This is a genomic window from Paraburkholderia sabiae (genome assembly GCF_030412785.1).
GTDB classification, from domain to species: Bacteria; Pseudomonadota; Gammaproteobacteria; order Burkholderiales; family Burkholderiaceae; genus Paraburkholderia; species Paraburkholderia sabiae.
This window is the reverse complement of record NZ_CP125295.1, coordinates 2,294,687-2,309,137: the sequence shown is the minus strand read 5'-3', so window position 1 is coordinate 2,309,137 and position 14,451 is coordinate 2,294,687. Positions and strand designations below refer to the sequence as shown.

Below are 14,451 nucleotides of genomic sequence, written 5' to 3'. Positions count from 1 at the left end.
CAGCATTCACTAAATCAATGCTTTATCAGGCCTTCGGCAATTGCGCTGCCGCATCGCGCAAAGCCGTCCGCAACCCTTCTTCGATGACGGGATGATAGAAGGGCATCGCGAGCATCGCATCGACGGTGAGGTTCATCTGCAGCGCCCATGCAAGCAGATGCGCGATATGCTCGGCGTCCGGCCCGATCCATTCGGCTCCCACGAAGCGGCGCGTGGCCTTGTCGACATACACGTGCATCAGTCCGCGATTGCGCAACATCACGCGGCTGCGGCCCTGGTTTTCGAAGCTCACTTCGCCTGTCGCGAACGAACCGGCTGCGAGATCCGCATGCCGCGCACCGACCATTGCGATGCCGGGTTCGGAGAACACGACCGAGATCGCCGCGCGACGGACCAGCGGCTTCACGTCGGGCTCACCCGTAGCCAACCGCGCTGCGTTGTCGCCGGCCGAACGACCTTCGTCGGCGGCTTCGTGCAACAGCGGCAGCACGTCGTTCGCATCGCCTGCGACGAACACGGGGTGCTTGCCTGCTTGCAGCGTCAACGGATCGAACACAGGCACACCGCGCGCGTCGACTTCGAGCGACGTGTTGTGCAGCGCGAGCTTGTCCATGTTCGGACGACGGCCTGCCGTGACGAGCACATAGTCGAACGTGTCTTCGCGCAGTTCGCCTGCACTGTCGCGATAGCGCAGATGCACGCTGTCGCCTTCGCGCGTCGCGGCTTCGACTTGCGCATGCGGCTCGAAGTGGAACACGTCGCTGAACACGTTGCGCGCATAGTCCTTGATCGCGGGATCGCTCAACGGACCAACACGGCCACGCGCGCCGAGCATCGTTACATCGACGCCGAGCCATGCGAGCGCCTGGCCCAGTTCCAGCCCGATCACGCCCGCGCCGACCACGGCGACCTTGCGCGGCAGATCGTCCCATGCGAACACGTCGTCGTTGACGATCGCGCGGTCACCGAGCGCCTGATACATCGCTGGCACATACGGCGACGAACCCGTCGCGATCACGACGCTCTTTGCATAGACGCGCGTATGGTCGCCGACCTGCAGCACGTTGTCGTCGATGAACTGCGCGTAGCCGATCAGCCGTTCTTCGTCGGGAATGCTCTCCGTCGATTCGACCACGAAGCCGACGAAGCGGTCGCGTTCGCCCTTGACGCGCGCCATCACTTCGCGTCCGTCGATCCGCACGTCACCGTCGACATGCACGCCGAAGGGCGCGGTGCTGCGTGCGGCGTGCGCGGCTTCGGCGGCGGCGATCAGCAGCTTCGACGGCATACAACCGACACGCGCACAGGTCGTCCCGTACGCGCCGCCTTCGATCAGCACCACACTCGCACCCGCAGCCTTTGCCGCGCGGAAGGCGGGCAGACCGGCGCTGCCCGCGCCAATCACTGCGACATCGATATGAAGCGTCTTCATGATGTTCCTCGCTCGGACGGTCGGGTGGCGGAATCAGGATCACCTGTGCCGCGCGCGCCGCTGCCGTCCAGTAGAATCGGTTTGCATTGCACGGTGTTCACTGTACGGTTTCAGGTCCGCCGTGCTAATCCTCGAACGATTCAAAAACATGCTTATTCGGCTCATATGGATTTGCTAAGCCGCTTCCTGTCGCTGATGCCCGTGAGCGGGCGCGTGGATGTCCGCTGCCATTTCGGCGCGCCTTGGGCGATCGAAGAAGGGCCGGCCGGCGTGCGCGAGATTCCGTATCACGTGCTGCTGGCGGGGCGCGCGGTGCTCGAAGACGGCAACGGGCCGCCCGAGCACCTCGTGGCGGGCGACATCATCGTGTTTCCGACGGGCAGCCCGCATCGCATTCACGACGGCAGCGGCGCGCAGCCCGGGCCTGTCGCGGAGCGGCGCAACATCCTGCTGACAGTTGCGGAGAACAGCGGCACGGGCGAAACGGCCGACATCCTGTGCGGTCGCTTTCTGCTCGGCGCGGTGCCCGACCGGCTGCTGCGCGACCATCTGCCGTCGCGGCTGGTGGTGCGAAGCGGCGCGCGGACGACGGCGAGCGACGAGGTGATCGTCGAAGTGAGCGGCTCGGCTGCGGCCAACGGCGAAGGCGACGTCACGCAGAAGAGCGTCGCGGGCTCGCGGCTCGCGCGGCTGATCCAGTTGATGCGCGAAGAGGCCGCAGACGAAGCGCCCGGCAGCGAGACGCTCGTCAATCATCTGTCGGCGGCGCTGTTCGCATTGACGCTGCGCTTTGCCAGCGAAGCCGCGCAGGCGCCGCACGGTTTGCTTGCGCTGGCGGGGCGTCCGCGTTTGCAGGCGGCCGTGTCGGCGATGTTCGAGTCGCCCGGCAAGCCGTGGACGCTCGACCAGTTCGCCGCGCTCTGCAACATGTCGCGCGCCACGTTCGTGCGGCAGTTCCAGGAGGCGATCGGCCGCTCGGCCACCGACGTGCTCACGGAAGTCCGCATGACCATCGCGGGCCGCATGCTGCTCGAATCGACGACGCCCGTCGGCGATATCGGCGAAACGGTTGGCTATCAGTCGGAAGCGGCGTTCCAGCGCGTGTTCAAGAAGCAGATCGGCGTGACGCCCGCACGCTGGCGTGCGTCGGGCGGCCATGTGCAGGCCGCGCAGGATGCCGCCGACGACGAGCCTTCGCCCGCCGAGGCGGAATAGACAATTTCAGAAATCGCGCAGCACGCGGGCGAGGCTTCCGGCCTGAACGCGTGCGTCGGCGCGAAACCCCCGCTGCGTAAGGCGCCCAGCGATCCCGCGCGCGCCGCACGCCATGCCTCGATGAGCCTTTTTCGGCGACCGGTGAGCCGATCGAGCATCTTCATGAGACGCGCCGACATTAACGGCGCCGCGATGCGCACCTAAAGTTAAGCCATCCCGTCGACGACGGCAACTCTTCCCGAAGGTGCTCATCATGAATCGCGTTTATCAAGCTCTCGTTCTCGCGGCTGCACTTGGTCTGCCGCTCGCCAGCCACGCGCAATCGCAATCGACGGCGACACGCGCACAAGTTCGCGCCGAACTGGTCGCCGCGCAACAATCCGGTCAGTACGCGTCGAGCGACACGAGCTATCCGGAGCCCGCGAACTATTCCGCCGCTGCGCCGCATGTGTTCCATCACTCGCGTGATGTGATCGCTGCGTCATATGGTCCTTCGACGAATGGCAGCGCCGACTCGGGCTTCCGCGCGACGCGTGCGCATTCGCTCGCCAACGCGCCCGCCGCTTTCGACGACATCTATCGCGGCCAATAAGCCGCGCCCTCGCTACACACACGGAGAACACCATGTCCGCAATCACGATCTATACGACACCGACCTGCCCGTATTGCCACGCGGCGAAAGCGCTGCTGACGAACAAAGGCGTGTCGTACAGGGAAATCAACGTGCAGAACGATCGCGCGACGGCCGTCGCGCTGATGGAACGCACGGGACGCCGCACGGTGCCGCAGATTTTCATCGGCGAAACGCATGTGGGCGGATTCGACGATCTGAATGCGCTCGAAACGGCGGGGCGTCTCGATCCGCTCATCGAAGCGAACGAGGCGCGCCAGGTCTGACGCGCGCCTGGCATGCAAGCATGAGCCGCGAACGGTGTGGGCCGTTCGCGGCTTTTTTGTTGCTGTTGATTTCCTATGAACCGATGCGCGGCAGATACGGCGCTGGATCGACGGGCTTGCCGTCCTTGCGGACTTCGAACTGCATCGAGCCTTCGTCGCGATCCGTGTTCGCCATTTCCGCGATCGTTTCGCCGCGCTTCACGTTCGTACCTTCTTTCACGAGCAGTTTACGGTTGTGGCCGTAAGCGGTGACGAGCGTGTCGTCGTGCTTGATGACGATCAGCTTGCCGTACGGCTTGCCGCCATCGCCCGCAAATACGACGCGGCCGGGAGCTGCCGCTCTTACCTGGTCGCCGGCTTTGGCGGCGATCACCATGCCCTTCGATTTGCCTTGTCCATATACCGCGCTCAAGGTGCCGCGCGCGGGCCAGCTGAAGCGCGACGGATTGTTGTCGAGCTTCTGACTGGCGTCAACGGTGTCGCGTTTCGTGGGCGCTTTGGCAGACGCTTGCGGCGCGGCGGCAGTACGTTCGACGGATGCATCGGGCGGCGGCGCGATACGCAGCACGCTGCCCGGTTCGATGTGGCCGGCGTCGGCGAGGTTGTTCCATTTGACGATGTCGTCGCTACGCTGGCCGTGATTCGCGGCGATGCGGTAGAGCGTGTCGCCCGGCTTCACGCGGTAATAGCCGCCCGACACCGGTTTGTCCGTGCCGGAAGGCGCGCGCTGCGCGGGGCGGTTGACGGCGGCAAGGGGCTGCGTCGGCGGCTGGATCGAGCGGTCTTCGGGCGTCATCTGCCAAGGCGCCGTCGTGCAGCCGCCGACGGCCAATAGCACGAGCACGCTGAGGCCCACGCGTTGCACTCCATGCGCGCGGCGAATCGGTTGCATCTGTGTCATGTCGGTCTTCCTCTTGTCGTTCGACGATGCAGCCGCATCGGTTCGTATCCGCCGGGCGGCGTAGAACGAGAATCTGACAGGGAGTGGCGACGAATGGTTATGGAATCCTGAATGTTTTACAGCGCTTCGCGTTTATGCATTTTTACCGTGCGCTTATGTTGCGAAGTGTCGTGCCGACGCGCCCCTCTACGGACGGCGCTTTTTCCACGCGTAATCGGAGGGCGGATCGGACGCGCCCGCCTTGCCGACGGAGCGCGGATTCTCGCTGCACAGCGTGACGAAGCTCACGTCTTCGCCAGCCGCCTGCTTCTTGCGCAGCGTTTCCGTGAACGCGAGCGCCTGGGTCATCTGATCGTCGGGGAACCGCTCGAAGCGAGCGGTTCCCGTCGGCGTGCTGCCTTCTTCCAGCCAGTACACGACGAACATGCGTCTCCTTTATTGCAGCGTCGGCAGCGGCATCACGCGAGATCGAGTGCGCCCGACAGATCGCCGATCAGCGGCAGTCCGTTCTGCGCCATGGCCCGGTCGCGCACGACGATGCCGTCGAGCGGCGCGAGCCCGTGCACGCGGCTGATCAGACGCAGGATCGAGTTGGTGTCGTACACGGAGTGATCGACATAACCCTTCTTCGCGAGCGGCGAGATGACGAGCGCGGGGATGCGCGAGCCCGGTCCCCAGCGGTCGCCCTTCGGCGGCGCGACGTGATCCCACCAGCCGCCGTTCTCGTCGTGCGTGACGACGATCACCGTGTTCTGCCATTGCGGCCCGCGCTGGATATGCTCGATCACGTTCGCGATGTGACGGTCGCCCGATTCGACATCCGCGTAACCCGCATGCATGTTCAGATTGCCCTGCGGCTTGTAGAAAGTGACGGCAGGCAGGCGGCCCGCGTCGATATCGGCGATGAAGCGGTTGGTCGACGCATCGTCGCCGACGCCGCCGTCCCGCAGATGCCGCGTGCGCGCCGACGTGCCCGGTGCGAAGTTGGCAAAGTAGTTGAACGGCTGATGGTGATACTGGAAGTCGGGCACGGCGCCCGTATCGCGATGATCGAGCGCGTACTGCCACGCGCCGCTATACCACGCCCAGTCGACGCCCTTGTCGGAGAGCCGGTCGCCGATCGTCGCGTAGCGCTGCGGCGGCAGCACCTTCGGGTCCGCCGGATTCGCGAGCGCGGGGTCGCCGCCCTCGGCTGGGCGCACCATGCTCGGCTGATACGGCGGAGCCATCGTGTTGACGGCGTAGCCGTCGGGCGTGAACAGTCCGTCGTTGACGAATACGGGCGGCCCTTCGAGCGCCGACTTCGGCGCGTTGGGCGCGAGTTTGAGACGCGTGCCGAGCGGATCGTCGCCCTCGACCACGGACACCAGCTTCTTGCCCGGCCCGTTGCCGATGTCCGGCACGAGCGGCGCCTGCGCCGAAATCAGGAAGATGTGATTGAGCCACGAGCCGCCGAAAGCGGCCATGAAGAAGTTGTCGCACAGCGTGTATTGCTGCGCGAGCGCCCATAGTTTCAGCGATTCGCCGGAACTGCGGTAATGCCCCATCACGAGGCCGCCCGAATCGCCCCATGCGGCGAACTGGTCGTTGCGGCCCGCGTTGATCTGCATCTGGTTCTGATAGAAGCGATGTACGAGATCGCGCGTGATCACGCTGTTCGGCAGCGGCGCGCCGTGCGCGTCGGTGAGATGGAACGGCTGGTTGCGCAGGCCGGCGATGTCGCGTTCGCCAATCATGTAGCGTTTGCCGTCGATTTCCTGCGCCTGCGGCACGAGACCGCCCCAGATTTTCGGCAGCGTGGCGAGCTGCGTCTTGCCGTCGCGGTCAAACTGCAGATAACGTTCCGGCGCGACTGCCGACAGCGGATATTGCACGCCGGGGAAATTGCCGTACAGGTTCGCGAAGCTGCGATTCTCCGCGTAAATCACGACGATCCGCTTGACCTGATCGTGCAGGGCGGCGTCGAGGCGCGCGTCTGCAGCGCTGCGCGGCGCGCCGTTCGCGGTGCTGTCCATCGACTGGCAGCCCGCCAGCGCCAGGCCGAGGCCGGCTGCCGCGATTCCCGTGAGGACGCGGCGGCGTTCGGGATCGTCGGGACGGTCGGTGTCGGGGAGCGGGGCGGCCGCGGGCGGTTTGGGATCGTCGTGCTCGTTCATCGGTCAGTCTCCTGGCACAGTGAAGCGCAGTTTTGAGGCACAGCAGGCGGGGCGGAAGTCGGCGCGCGATGGCCGGTGGCGCCGTGGCGCGCCACCCGCATCGTCGCACCGGTTGCGCGCGGTTCGCAACAACCGTGTTTGCAACAACCGTTATAGCCGTCCTTTCAGGTCGTCGAGCGATACGCCGAGTTCGCCGGCGAGATGCGCGACGAGCGCTTCGAGCCGCTCGACGCGCTCGCTCAGTTCGCGCTGCTGCGCGCGCAGGCCTTCGAGCTCGCCGGGCGGCAGCGGTTCGTCGGACAGCGCCGCGCCGCGCAGCAGTTCGGCGGACGGCTCGCCGCACAGCAGATGCGTCCAGCGGCTCTCGCGCTCGCCCGGCGTGCGCGCGAGCTTGACGACGCGCGGCGGATCGTTGTCCGCGAGTTCTTCGAGAAACGCTTCGACGGACGAGGTATCGGCGAAACTGTGCAGGCGCGACGTCGCGAGCCGAAGTTCGGCCGCCGTCTGCGGGCCGCGCAGCAGCAGCGCCGTCAGCAGCGCCGCCGACTGGCGCGGCAGCCCGAGCACGCGCTCCAGATTGTGTTCGTAGCGCGGCACGCGGCTGCTGCTGCCTTCCAGCACGAGGGAAAGACGCTTGAGACTGTTGATCGCGTCGAGAATCTCGGTTTCGCTGACGTTCATCACGGGCGAGCGCGAGGTCTTCTGGTTGCAGCCCGCCGCGAGCGAATTGAGCGACAGCGGGTAGGTATCGGGGACGGTGTGCTGCTTCTCGAACAGCACGCCCAGCACGCGGGCTTCGAGCGGCGTGAGCGCGCGCAGGGCGGGGCGCGGGGTATCGTCGGTGGTCGAATTCATGGCAATAGACTCAAATGGATGGCCGCGTCTGCGATAGCGCGAGCACACGGGCTCGCGCGATAGCATAGTCTATTGCCCCGGCGGCGGGACCGGAAGCGCCGCGGCGCGCGCGGCTTTTCGGCTTCAGGCGTTACAGCATGCTGTACGGCTCGTCGGGTACGTCGAACACGGCGTCGTCGACCTCGAGTTCGACCGAACAGTCGTCCGACGATGCCGGCTTCGCCCGCGATGCGTCGACATGCCGGCGCACGAGATCCTTCAGCCGATCCTGCACGATTCGCCGTTTGGCCGTTTCCAGCAACGCATAGCGGTCGATCTGGGCATCGACGAGCTTGAGCGTCGCGATGCAGCGCGCATCCAGCGTCGTGTCCCGACCCGTTTCGACGACCCACGAGAGCGTCAGATAAGTGGTCGATCCTTCCTGATACGCGCTCACGGTCGGCGCTTTCGGCGATTCGAACATGCCTGCGAGAGCCAGTTCGATTTCCTCGATGCGCTGCGACAATCCAATCGTGTTCATGGCAGCTCCTTTTCCTTCGGTTTTTCCTTTTGGGCGTCCCTCCTTGCGGAGTGGAGCAACCGGGATGCCACCATGGCGCACCGCATCGACGTGCATCGCGTCCGCCGCCGCACGCACGAGCGCCGATGGCGTGCTGTCACAGGCGCGGGGTACACTGTCCGATCGCTTTCGTCCACACTTCAACAACAAACAAGGGGCAACCCGAAGGAGAGTCACATGCGTACCAGCGCCCGTAATCATTTCGCCGGCCAGGTGTCGGCCGTCAAGAACGGCGCCGTCAACGACGAAGTCACGCTCCGCACGCAGGACGGACTCGAGATCGTCGCGGTCATCACGCACGGCAGCGCGACGTCGCTCGGACTCGCGGCTGGCAAGGACGCGTTCGCGCTCGTCAAGGCGTCGTCGGTGATCGTGATGGTCGATGCGGACAGCAGCAAGGTGTCGGCGCGCAATTGCGTCGCGGGCACGGTCGCGTCGGTCACGAAGGGCGCCGTTAACAGCGAGGTCATCATCTCGGCGGCAGGCGGCGCGCAGATCGCGGCCATCGTCACGAATGACAGCGTCGACCGTCTCGGCCTCGCGAGCGGCAAGGCGGCTGCGGCGATCTTCAAGGCGTCGAGTGTGATCGTCGGCGTTGAGTGAGTTTTGAACCCTCAAAGCCTTGCTGCATAAGGCTTTACAGCCTCTGAGTGGGTAACCTTACCTAACGGTTACCTTGTTTTTCGAAGGATGCAGGTAAGGCGTCGCGTTTCTGCAACTGATTTGTCCCGTACCCCGCCGTTGAATCACGCCCAAGCTACAGCCAGCTTTCCCGGCCCGCCACACAACAACTCAAGACCTCTGTTTTATTCGCAGAACCGGGGCGCGTCTCACGTTGTGGCAGACTTTCGTCCATCAAAACCACATGAGGGGCTACGCATGCACGGTACAGAGGGCATATCAGACAAGATCATTAGCGCGATCATCACGGGGATTGTGGGACTTGTCTTTTTGGGTATCCAGCGCCTGTTTTCACCGGGGGCGAAAGTGGCGTACTGGATACCTCACGACTTCACCTTTCGCGTGCCTTTGCCTAATCAGCCCCAACCGCTTCTAGTGCAAACGGCAACCTTGACCGTGCAGAACCTTGGGCGCAAGGCCGCCGAAGACGTTGAGATTACGCACCGAACCAAGCCAGATCATTTTCAATTGCATCCGCCGCGCACCTACGAGGAAACGACAGGCGCTGATGGAACCTACAAAATCAGTATTGGTTCGCTTGGGCCGAAAGAGTATTTCCAGATGCAGGTGTTCAGCCACATGACACCGCCTGTACTGGCGGGCGTGCGCTCGAAAGATGGTCCCGCCAAGTCCATCCGCTTTCAGGTCAACCGCCAGCTTTCCAAGCCAGCATTACATGCGGTGCGGGCTTGCATCATTGTGGGAGCCGCGACGATTGTCTACTGGATTGTGTGGCCCGCCATTCTACTGATGCGAGCTACGGGCGTACTGTAGGCGCTGCAACCAATTTCAAAAAAGGGCGCTACCTGACAAGCGCCCCTGTTGCGTTATAGCCAGCGCTCGACAATCGACGGCAGCACCCCTGCCTGAGTACCGAACGCCGCCCCCAGATCGATGCCAAGCTGGCGAGCCAGATCTACCGTCAGACCTATTCCAAGCATCGCGCACGCATCCACCAGCGCCCCGGCATCGGGCCGCGCCTCTACGCCTTTAAACCCCGTATCCATAGCCGACTCCATTCGAAAGAATTTGAAAAGCGAATAAACGCCACTTGCGGCTTTTCAGCGCAATTTCAGAGAAAAACAAGGGAACAGAAATGAGAGAGGGGATTGAGTAACCAAACCGAAAACCCAATCCCCTTTTACTACGCAGGTCCATCACTCCCCAAGGGGGCCAATCAAACCCCCTCAGTGATTCCAGTATAGGACAATGGCAAGCGTCCGAATTGTTTTCTTTTTATTTGACCATGTTGACTTTCAAATAAGACACGTTAAGGTGGGGAGTGACCATTAACGAACGGAGTTCATCATGCCCGCGACCGGCGACAACGTACAAACTACCCTTTTAATTCCGCGTGCGATGCGCGATGAAATCCAGCAATTGCGCAAGGATACGGGCATGCCCATGTCCTTTATTGCTCGCACTGCCCTTCGGGATTTTCTCGACAAGCAAAAGGCAAGCAAGCCAGCGGAAACAACGGTATGAAAGAAAAAGCCCGATTCTGGAAAAATCGGGCTTTTTAAGATTCGTTTGATTGGTGCTGGAGAGGCACAACGAATCACCGCTTGGAGTCGGTAATATGATTTTAATCGACTCCATGTGATTGTCAAATATTATTTGGAGTCTGAAAAATGGACCTTTCAGAACAGGCTAGTCTGGAAACTGTTGGCTTTGACAAACCGGATAATGGTGAGATGTTCGCGGCGGCGGTAATGGATGGCAACGCAGAATCCCGCCTTAAAACCGAACGCGGCAAAGTCCAGACGGTAGACGCCTATAAAAAAGAGGAAAAGACGGGCGTATTTATCGAACCCTCCCCGGAATACATCGCATTTTGCGGCGGCAATTACGCCCGCGCCAAGGTGTTGGCCTATGTCGTATTCCGGTATCAGACCAACAACGGAAAAGCGCGCCTCACGACCTACAAGCGGGATTCGTATTGGTGGGTAGAGAGCCGCAAGGACATAGCCAATACTCTGAATATCACAGAGGATCAGGTTAGATATGCGCTCGACAAACTGGACAACGTAATCGAGTCCAAGCGCATGCGCTATTTCGGCACGATCAGGGATTACAACAACACGACAACGCTACATATCCGCCTGTTGTGTGCGGAGGGGAAAGCATCGATTGATGCATGGCCGTCCGTTAATGCCTTAATGAGAATAATTCTTGATGGGGAAAATTCCCCACCACACTACGGGGAATATTCCCCGCAGCATTATTTAAAGACTAAGCAACAACCAAAGACTAAGGAACAACACATACAACAAGCGCCAGCTAACGCGGCGCAGGGCAAGCCTGAAACCCCAACGGCAACCCCAACCCCTGAAACCCCGGTTCCCCCTGTAGGGGAACAATCAAGCTCTCCCCCTGCTACGCAGGGAAGCGAGAAAAACCCCGGCAAGGTGAAAAAGCCGACACAAGGCAATCACTACATCGAACTGAGCATGCGGCACGACATGAGCGAACTATTGCGTGTCTGCATCGATGCCGGATTCGTCCCGGCCTCTGAAACGATGCTTTCCGATGAGGTGTGCCGGGTTCTCTATCCGTTGTCGTTGCAACTAGCCAAGTCACCGCTTGAGGATACGCTGGAAACGCTGATAGAGACGATGGGGCAACAGTGGCACGCGTACTGTGATTTTGTGGACTCGGAAGACTCCAAGGCATGCCACCCACCCGCACCTACGTTGCTGCATCTAAAAAAGCACTTCGCCAAGTTCATTAACTCGGCAAACGATTGACGGTGTGGTGCCGCCACGCCGCTGGCGACACCTTGCCAATGCCAACGGATGGACGAGAGGCGCGGCCCGCTGGCGGGGCTCTAAACGCGGCGGCGGCGGATGGATTTGACGAACGCGTTGCGTGCACTATAGGTAGGACTACTGGCAATTAATTGCAGTGGGCCAAAACGATTTGACAACGCAAAAAATAGTGCGATGCGCTATTCCAAGTTAGCGAGTCAAAATTCTATGCTGTCTGTAACACGTGTTCCAACGCACAGAGACAGGATGATGGATCAAATCGAATCGCCCACCCGCAAACATTGGCCCGCCGCAACGATTGACGACATTATCAATGCGGTAGCGGAGGGCGGGTATCTGGAGGTAATTCTGGCATCGCGGCCCGAGTATCCATCACGCACGACGTTCTATCGATGGCTTGGCAGCGACGATGAGCTAAAGGACCGATTCAATGCGGCGGTAGCAGAGGCAGTAGGCAAGAAAACATACCGGACGCGCTAGCCAGACTCCTAAAGCACCTGTATCCAAGGCCCATACACTGGAAACGATGATGAGCGATACGAGAATAGCTACTCACCGCGTTTTAGTAGAGACATATGAGGCGGTATATGAGCTAACCAAGCATCGGGAAGCAGTACAAGGGCATTTGAACCCCAAACACCCGGTAATGCTCGCGTATCAAAGTAGTATCGCCAAACTGGAATCCGCTGCAATGAAGTATCGCGATGAGGTAGCACACCGTGACCCTACCGCCTGATTTGGCCGAATTGCTGGCATCGCATCCCGAACTGATGGCGCGTGCAGATTCGTTGCTGGCGGCGCAAGAAAAGCCCCTAAGCGATGAAGTACAACGCTTTATTAACATGACCCGCACAGAACGCGCCGTGTGGCGTTTGCAGCACGCGGTGCGGGACCGGGTATCTGAAATTGCAATTGAACACGCTGACACCACGCCCCCGGTTGAAATCGTTGATGACGATGATTGGGTCAAGAGTCCGTGGGATGGGAGAAAAGCATGAGCGACTACCTAGACCGCCTTAACGCGATGAGTCCCGCAGAGGTGGAGCGCGAACGGTTGCGGGCGCGAATGGAAACAACCCGGCTTGAGATTCAGGTGTACGGCAAGGCAGTTACTTATCCCGAACTGGCAGTAACGGCGCGGGCCGATTCCGTAGAGAGGCCAACAATGAAAGCAATCGTGACGAAAGACCGCACCGGGCGCGAGATCATCACATACGAAGGCACGGACATGGGCGTATGGATGAATCAGTTCAAATCGGCCGCCTATCTGCAAACCGCCCTTGGTCCGGACCTCGCACTTAACCGCAAGCGCCATGATGAAGCCATGACGCGGATTGAGGCATCAATGCAAGGGGGCAAGCAATGAGCCGTGGATACGACCTCAAGCAGGATGAAGTAGAGGAAATCAGGAAGCGCCCCGTAGAACACCACAAGATCACACGTGACTACATGGGAAACAATCCTCAAGACTTCATGGGAAAAGATCGTAAACCCTTTGAACAGGTGCGCGACGAGTTGGACCGCGTGCTACAGGCAAATCGTGTCGTTGCGATCTATCCGCAAGCGGATGAAACACCGGCAACGTATGAACGCCGCCTATTGCAAAAGCTGATGCCGCACGGCACGACATGGCCCGTTATGGCGTCGCTCAAGAAAACGCCCGATGACGTCTATTTCGATCACATAGACGAGAAAACAAAAAAGCCGGTTGACGGCATGCGCACCACGGTTTTGCGTGAAGCCATGCAAGCCCCGGAACGGCGCGGCGAACTGGTTGAGATTCACCTTAAAGACCGTGCGGGCCGCGATATTGTCGAATTTGAAGGCGACATGAGCGCATGGATGAATCAGTTCAAAGGACCAATTCAGGTAGGTCCGTTTATTGACGAAAACAAACGGCGTATGCGAATCCCGACCATTGTGCCGGGGGCCGTTACCTAGTGAGGCAATCATGACCGAACGCGACGAAGAGAATCACGGCTATCGAAAGAGAGTCAAGCCGCGCACGTACAACCGGCAAACCCCGGTAGTAGCGGAGCCGTCGCGTTCGGTTGTCATGACAGGCGAGCAATACCGCGAACATATCCGCCGTCTTTTAAAAGACAGGGAAGGGAAGCGATGAGTAAGGAAACCCCCGCCGAAGTATTGGCGAATCTCAAACAGATGCAGGAATGCATTGCTTCGCTGACAGAGTGCAACGCATCGCTAAAGGATGCTGACGACAGCACGCCGCCGAATCTCCGCGAAACGTGGGAATTGCGTAAGGGGTCGTGCCTAACGCGCCTCAAAGAACTGGAGGGCGAAATGGTCGGGATTCTGATGGCGCACTTTTCGGATGATGATGAAGTCATGGCGAAGTATGACGCGTTCATTGCGGATGGTGGCAACGCCCAGCACGTTAGCGAGGGCATGAAGCTGGTAGCGAGAAATCAAAAGATGCGGGACAAGGCTACGGGTGAATGGGACCGCCAGATTCAGGAAAGCCAAGAGGCATGGGATGCACTATCTACCTCTGAGCAACGGGAACGACTCGACAACCAGCGCCGCATCCGTGAGGGAATGGGCGAATCGCAACACCACGGCGAAAAACGGGCGTTTGGTCCGATTGGTCAAAGACCGGGGAGCCGCGAACACAAAGCGGGGTAAATCATGGAAACAGGAACATATCCGGTTGACTACCGGGAGATCATTTTGGAAAACGCGGCGGAGTATTTGCAGGATGCGCGCGAGATTCTCAGTAATGAGGATGCAACATTGGAGAACGTGCGGAACATTGGCGCTTTGTTGCATAGCGTTGGTTGCGAATTGGCGAAGCTGGCAGTTCGCTTGCCTGATGACAAGGTGGTTGACGCGGTAGGGCAGTTGGTAGCAGAGGCACATATTGCTGCATTCGAGACCGCCCAGCGGATGGCGAAGGTGGTACAGGGTAACGAAACCCGGCACTAGCGCGGCCTCGTGAAAGAGATTGCAATTGCACTTGATTGCAA

General features: G+C 60.7%; 21 protein-coding genes. 14 read left to right on the top strand and 7 right to left on the bottom strand.

Annotated elements, in window-relative coordinates:
- Positions 1–25: 25 nt before the first annotated feature.
- Positions 26–1,432, bottom strand: coding sequence for a dihydrolipoyl dehydrogenase (locus QEN71_RS10420; RefSeq protein WP_201649122.1), 1,407 nt, complete (start codon positions 1,430–1,432; stop codon positions 26–28).
- Between the two features lie 165 nt (positions 1,433–1,597).
- Here QEN71_RS10420 and QEN71_RS10415 point away from each other — a divergent pair, with 165 nt between their 5' ends.
- From QEN71_RS10415 to grxC, 3 genes are all read left to right on the top strand, one after another.
- Positions 1,598–2,647: an AraC family transcriptional regulator gene (locus QEN71_RS10415; protein WP_201649123.1), complete on the top strand. Its 1,050-nt coding sequence runs from the start codon at positions 1,598–1,600 to the stop codon at positions 2,645–2,647.
- A 253-nt stretch (positions 2,648–2,900) separates the two neighbouring features.
- Complete coding sequence (locus QEN71_RS10410) at positions 2,901–3,239, top strand: DUF4148 domain-containing protein (protein WP_201649124.1); 339 nt, start codon at positions 2,901–2,903, stop codon at positions 3,237–3,239.
- A 32-nt stretch (positions 3,240–3,271) separates the two neighbouring features.
- On the top strand, positions 3,272–3,544 hold the full coding sequence (grxC, locus tag QEN71_RS10405; RefSeq protein ID WP_201649125.1) for a glutaredoxin 3: 273 nt from the start codon (positions 3,272–3,274) through the stop codon (positions 3,542–3,544).
- 73 nt (positions 3,545–3,617) lie between these two features.
- Here grxC and QEN71_RS10400 read toward each other — a convergent pair whose 3' ends face one another.
- From QEN71_RS10400 to QEN71_RS10380, 5 genes are all read right to left on the bottom strand, one after another.
- Entirely contained in the window at positions 3,618–4,445 is an 828-nt protein-coding gene (locus tag QEN71_RS10400) for a M23 family metallopeptidase (protein WP_201649126.1), read from the bottom strand.
- 186 nt (positions 4,446–4,631) lie between these two features.
- Positions 4,632–4,871 carry a hypothetical protein gene (locus tag QEN71_RS10395; RefSeq protein WP_201649127.1) on the bottom strand — a complete coding sequence of 80 codons (240 nt, stop codon included), beginning with the start codon at positions 4,869–4,871 and terminating at the stop codon, positions 4,632–4,634.
- Positions 4,872–4,903: 32 nt separating this feature from the next.
- Positions 4,904–6,601 carry an acid phosphatase gene (locus tag QEN71_RS10390; protein WP_201649128.1) on the bottom strand — a complete coding sequence of 566 codons (1,698 nt, stop codon included), beginning with the start codon at positions 6,599–6,601 and terminating at the stop codon, positions 4,904–4,906.
- A 150-nt stretch (positions 6,602–6,751) separates the two neighbouring features.
- The gene (locus tag QEN71_RS10385) at positions 6,752–7,456 is read right to left on the bottom strand and encodes a YceH family protein (protein ID WP_201649129.1); all 705 of its coding nucleotides are present in this window, start codon (positions 7,454–7,456) and stop codon (positions 6,752–6,754) included.
- A gap of 130 nt (positions 7,457–7,586) precedes the next feature.
- Positions 7,587–7,976, bottom strand: coding sequence for a DUF3022 domain-containing protein (locus QEN71_RS10380; protein WP_201649130.1), 390 nt, complete (start codon positions 7,974–7,976; stop codon positions 7,587–7,589).
- A 216-nt stretch (positions 7,977–8,192) separates the two neighbouring features.
- Between QEN71_RS10380 and QEN71_RS10375 the strand changes: the two genes are divergently transcribed.
- Both QEN71_RS10375 and QEN71_RS10370 read left to right on the top strand, forming a co-directional pair.
- Positions 8,193–8,618, top strand: a complete 426-nt coding sequence (locus QEN71_RS10375) for a TOBE domain-containing protein (RefSeq protein WP_201649131.1) — start codon at positions 8,193–8,195, stop codon at positions 8,616–8,618.
- Between the two features lie 276 nt (positions 8,619–8,894).
- Positions 8,895–9,470, top strand: a complete 576-nt coding sequence (locus QEN71_RS10370; RefSeq protein ID WP_201649132.1) for a hypothetical protein — start codon at positions 8,895–8,897, stop codon at positions 9,468–9,470.
- A gap of 53 nt (positions 9,471–9,523) precedes the next feature.
- Here QEN71_RS10370 and QEN71_RS10365 read toward each other — a convergent pair whose 3' ends face one another.
- A complete protein-coding gene (locus QEN71_RS10365; protein ID WP_201649133.1) occupies positions 9,524–9,703 on the bottom strand; it encodes a hypothetical protein in 180 nt (59 codons plus the stop codon).
- A 301-nt stretch (positions 9,704–10,004) separates the two neighbouring features.
- Between QEN71_RS10365 and QEN71_RS10360 the strand changes: the two genes are divergently transcribed.
- The 9 genes from QEN71_RS10360 (at position 10,005) to QEN71_RS10320 (ending at position 14,410) form a co-directional block, all read left to right on the top strand.
- Positions 10,005–10,181, top strand: coding sequence for a hypothetical protein (locus tag QEN71_RS10360; protein ID WP_201649134.1), 177 nt, complete (start codon positions 10,005–10,007; stop codon positions 10,179–10,181).
- 146 nt (positions 10,182–10,327) lie between these two features.
- Positions 10,328–11,443 carry a hypothetical protein gene (locus QEN71_RS10355; RefSeq protein ID WP_201649135.1) on the top strand — a complete coding sequence of 372 codons (1,116 nt, stop codon included), beginning with the start codon at positions 10,328–10,330 and terminating at the stop codon, positions 11,441–11,443.
- A 267-nt stretch (positions 11,444–11,710) separates the two neighbouring features.
- Positions 11,711–11,944 carry a terminase small subunit-like protein gene (locus QEN71_RS10350; RefSeq protein ID WP_201649136.1) on the top strand — a complete coding sequence of 78 codons (234 nt, stop codon included), beginning with the start codon at positions 11,711–11,713 and terminating at the stop codon, positions 11,942–11,944.
- Between the two features lie 239 nt (positions 11,945–12,183).
- Entirely contained in the window at positions 12,184–12,462 is a 279-nt protein-coding gene (locus QEN71_RS10345; RefSeq protein ID WP_201649137.1) for a hypothetical protein, read from the top strand.
- A complete protein-coding gene (locus QEN71_RS10340) occupies positions 12,459–12,830 on the top strand; it encodes a hypothetical protein (RefSeq protein ID WP_201649138.1) in 372 nt (123 codons plus the stop codon). Before QEN71_RS10345 ends, QEN71_RS10340 begins: the two co-directional genes overlap by 4 nt.
- Positions 12,827–13,405: a hypothetical protein gene (locus QEN71_RS10335; RefSeq protein WP_201649139.1), complete on the top strand. Its 579-nt coding sequence runs from the start codon at positions 12,827–12,829 to the stop codon at positions 13,403–13,405. Before QEN71_RS10340 ends, QEN71_RS10335 begins: the two co-directional genes overlap by 4 nt.
- 10 nt (positions 13,406–13,415) lie before the next feature.
- On the top strand, positions 13,416–13,586 hold the full coding sequence (locus tag QEN71_RS10330) for a hypothetical protein (RefSeq protein WP_201649140.1): 171 nt from the start codon (positions 13,416–13,418) through the stop codon (positions 13,584–13,586).
- The gene (locus QEN71_RS10325) at positions 13,583–14,110 is read left to right on the top strand and encodes a hypothetical protein (RefSeq protein ID WP_201649141.1); all 528 of its coding nucleotides are present in this window, start codon (positions 13,583–13,585) and stop codon (positions 14,108–14,110) included. Before QEN71_RS10330 ends, QEN71_RS10325 begins: the two co-directional genes overlap by 4 nt.
- 3 nt (positions 14,111–14,113) lie before the next feature.
- Positions 14,114–14,410: a hypothetical protein gene (locus tag QEN71_RS10320; protein WP_201649142.1), complete on the top strand. Its 297-nt coding sequence runs from the start codon at positions 14,114–14,116 to the stop codon at positions 14,408–14,410.
- The last annotated feature ends 41 nt before the right edge of the window (positions 14,411–14,451 follow it).

Bases quoted from the DNA above. Each gene is read 5' to 3' on its own strand.
- QEN71_RS10420 (WP_201649122.1), bottom strand. From the start codon at position 1,432: ATGAAGACGCTTCATATCGATGTCGCAGTGATTGGCGCGGGCAGCGCC.
- QEN71_RS10415 (WP_201649123.1), top strand. From the start codon at position 1,598: ATGGATTTGCTAAGCCGCTTCCTGTCGCTGATGCCCGTGAGCGGGCGC.
- QEN71_RS10410 (WP_201649124.1), top strand. From the start codon at position 2,901: ATGAATCGCGTTTATCAAGCTCTCGTTCTCGCGGCTGCACTTGGTCTG.
- grxC (WP_201649125.1), top strand. From the start codon at position 3,272: ATGTCCGCAATCACGATCTATACGACACCGACCTGCCCGTATTGCCAC.
- QEN71_RS10400 (WP_201649126.1), bottom strand. From the start codon at position 4,445: ATGACACAGATGCAACCGATTCGCCGCGCGCATGGAGTGCAACGCGTG.
- QEN71_RS10395 (WP_201649127.1), bottom strand. From the start codon at position 4,871: ATGTTCGTCGTGTACTGGCTGGAAGAAGGCAGCACGCCGACGGGAACC.
- QEN71_RS10390 (WP_201649128.1), bottom strand. From the start codon at position 6,601: ATGAACGAGCACGACGATCCCAAACCGCCCGCGGCCGCCCCGCTCCCC.
- QEN71_RS10385 (WP_201649129.1), bottom strand. From the start codon at position 7,456: ATGAATTCGACCACCGACGATACCCCGCGCCCCGCCCTGCGCGCGCTC.
- QEN71_RS10380 (WP_201649130.1), bottom strand. From the start codon at position 7,976: ATGAACACGATTGGATTGTCGCAGCGCATCGAGGAAATCGAACTGGCT.
- QEN71_RS10375 (WP_201649131.1), top strand. From the start codon at position 8,193: ATGCGTACCAGCGCCCGTAATCATTTCGCCGGCCAGGTGTCGGCCGTC.
- QEN71_RS10370 (WP_201649132.1), top strand. From the start codon at position 8,895: ATGCACGGTACAGAGGGCATATCAGACAAGATCATTAGCGCGATCATC.
- QEN71_RS10365 (WP_201649133.1), bottom strand. From the start codon at position 9,703: ATGGATACGGGGTTTAAAGGCGTAGAGGCGCGGCCCGATGCCGGGGCG.
- QEN71_RS10360 (WP_201649134.1), top strand. From the start codon at position 10,005: ATGCCCGCGACCGGCGACAACGTACAAACTACCCTTTTAATTCCGCGT.
- QEN71_RS10355 (WP_201649135.1), top strand. From the start codon at position 10,328: ATGGACCTTTCAGAACAGGCTAGTCTGGAAACTGTTGGCTTTGACAAA.
- QEN71_RS10350 (WP_201649136.1), top strand. From the start codon at position 11,711: ATGATGGATCAAATCGAATCGCCCACCCGCAAACATTGGCCCGCCGCA.
- QEN71_RS10340 (WP_201649138.1), top strand. From the start codon at position 12,459: ATGAGCGACTACCTAGACCGCCTTAACGCGATGAGTCCCGCAGAGGTG.
- QEN71_RS10335 (WP_201649139.1), top strand. From the start codon at position 12,827: ATGAGCCGTGGATACGACCTCAAGCAGGATGAAGTAGAGGAAATCAGG.
- QEN71_RS10330 (WP_201649140.1), top strand. From the start codon at position 13,416: ATGACCGAACGCGACGAAGAGAATCACGGCTATCGAAAGAGAGTCAAG.
- QEN71_RS10325 (WP_201649141.1), top strand. From the start codon at position 13,583: ATGAGTAAGGAAACCCCCGCCGAAGTATTGGCGAATCTCAAACAGATG.
- QEN71_RS10320 (WP_201649142.1), top strand. From the start codon at position 14,114: ATGGAAACAGGAACATATCCGGTTGACTACCGGGAGATCATTTTGGAA.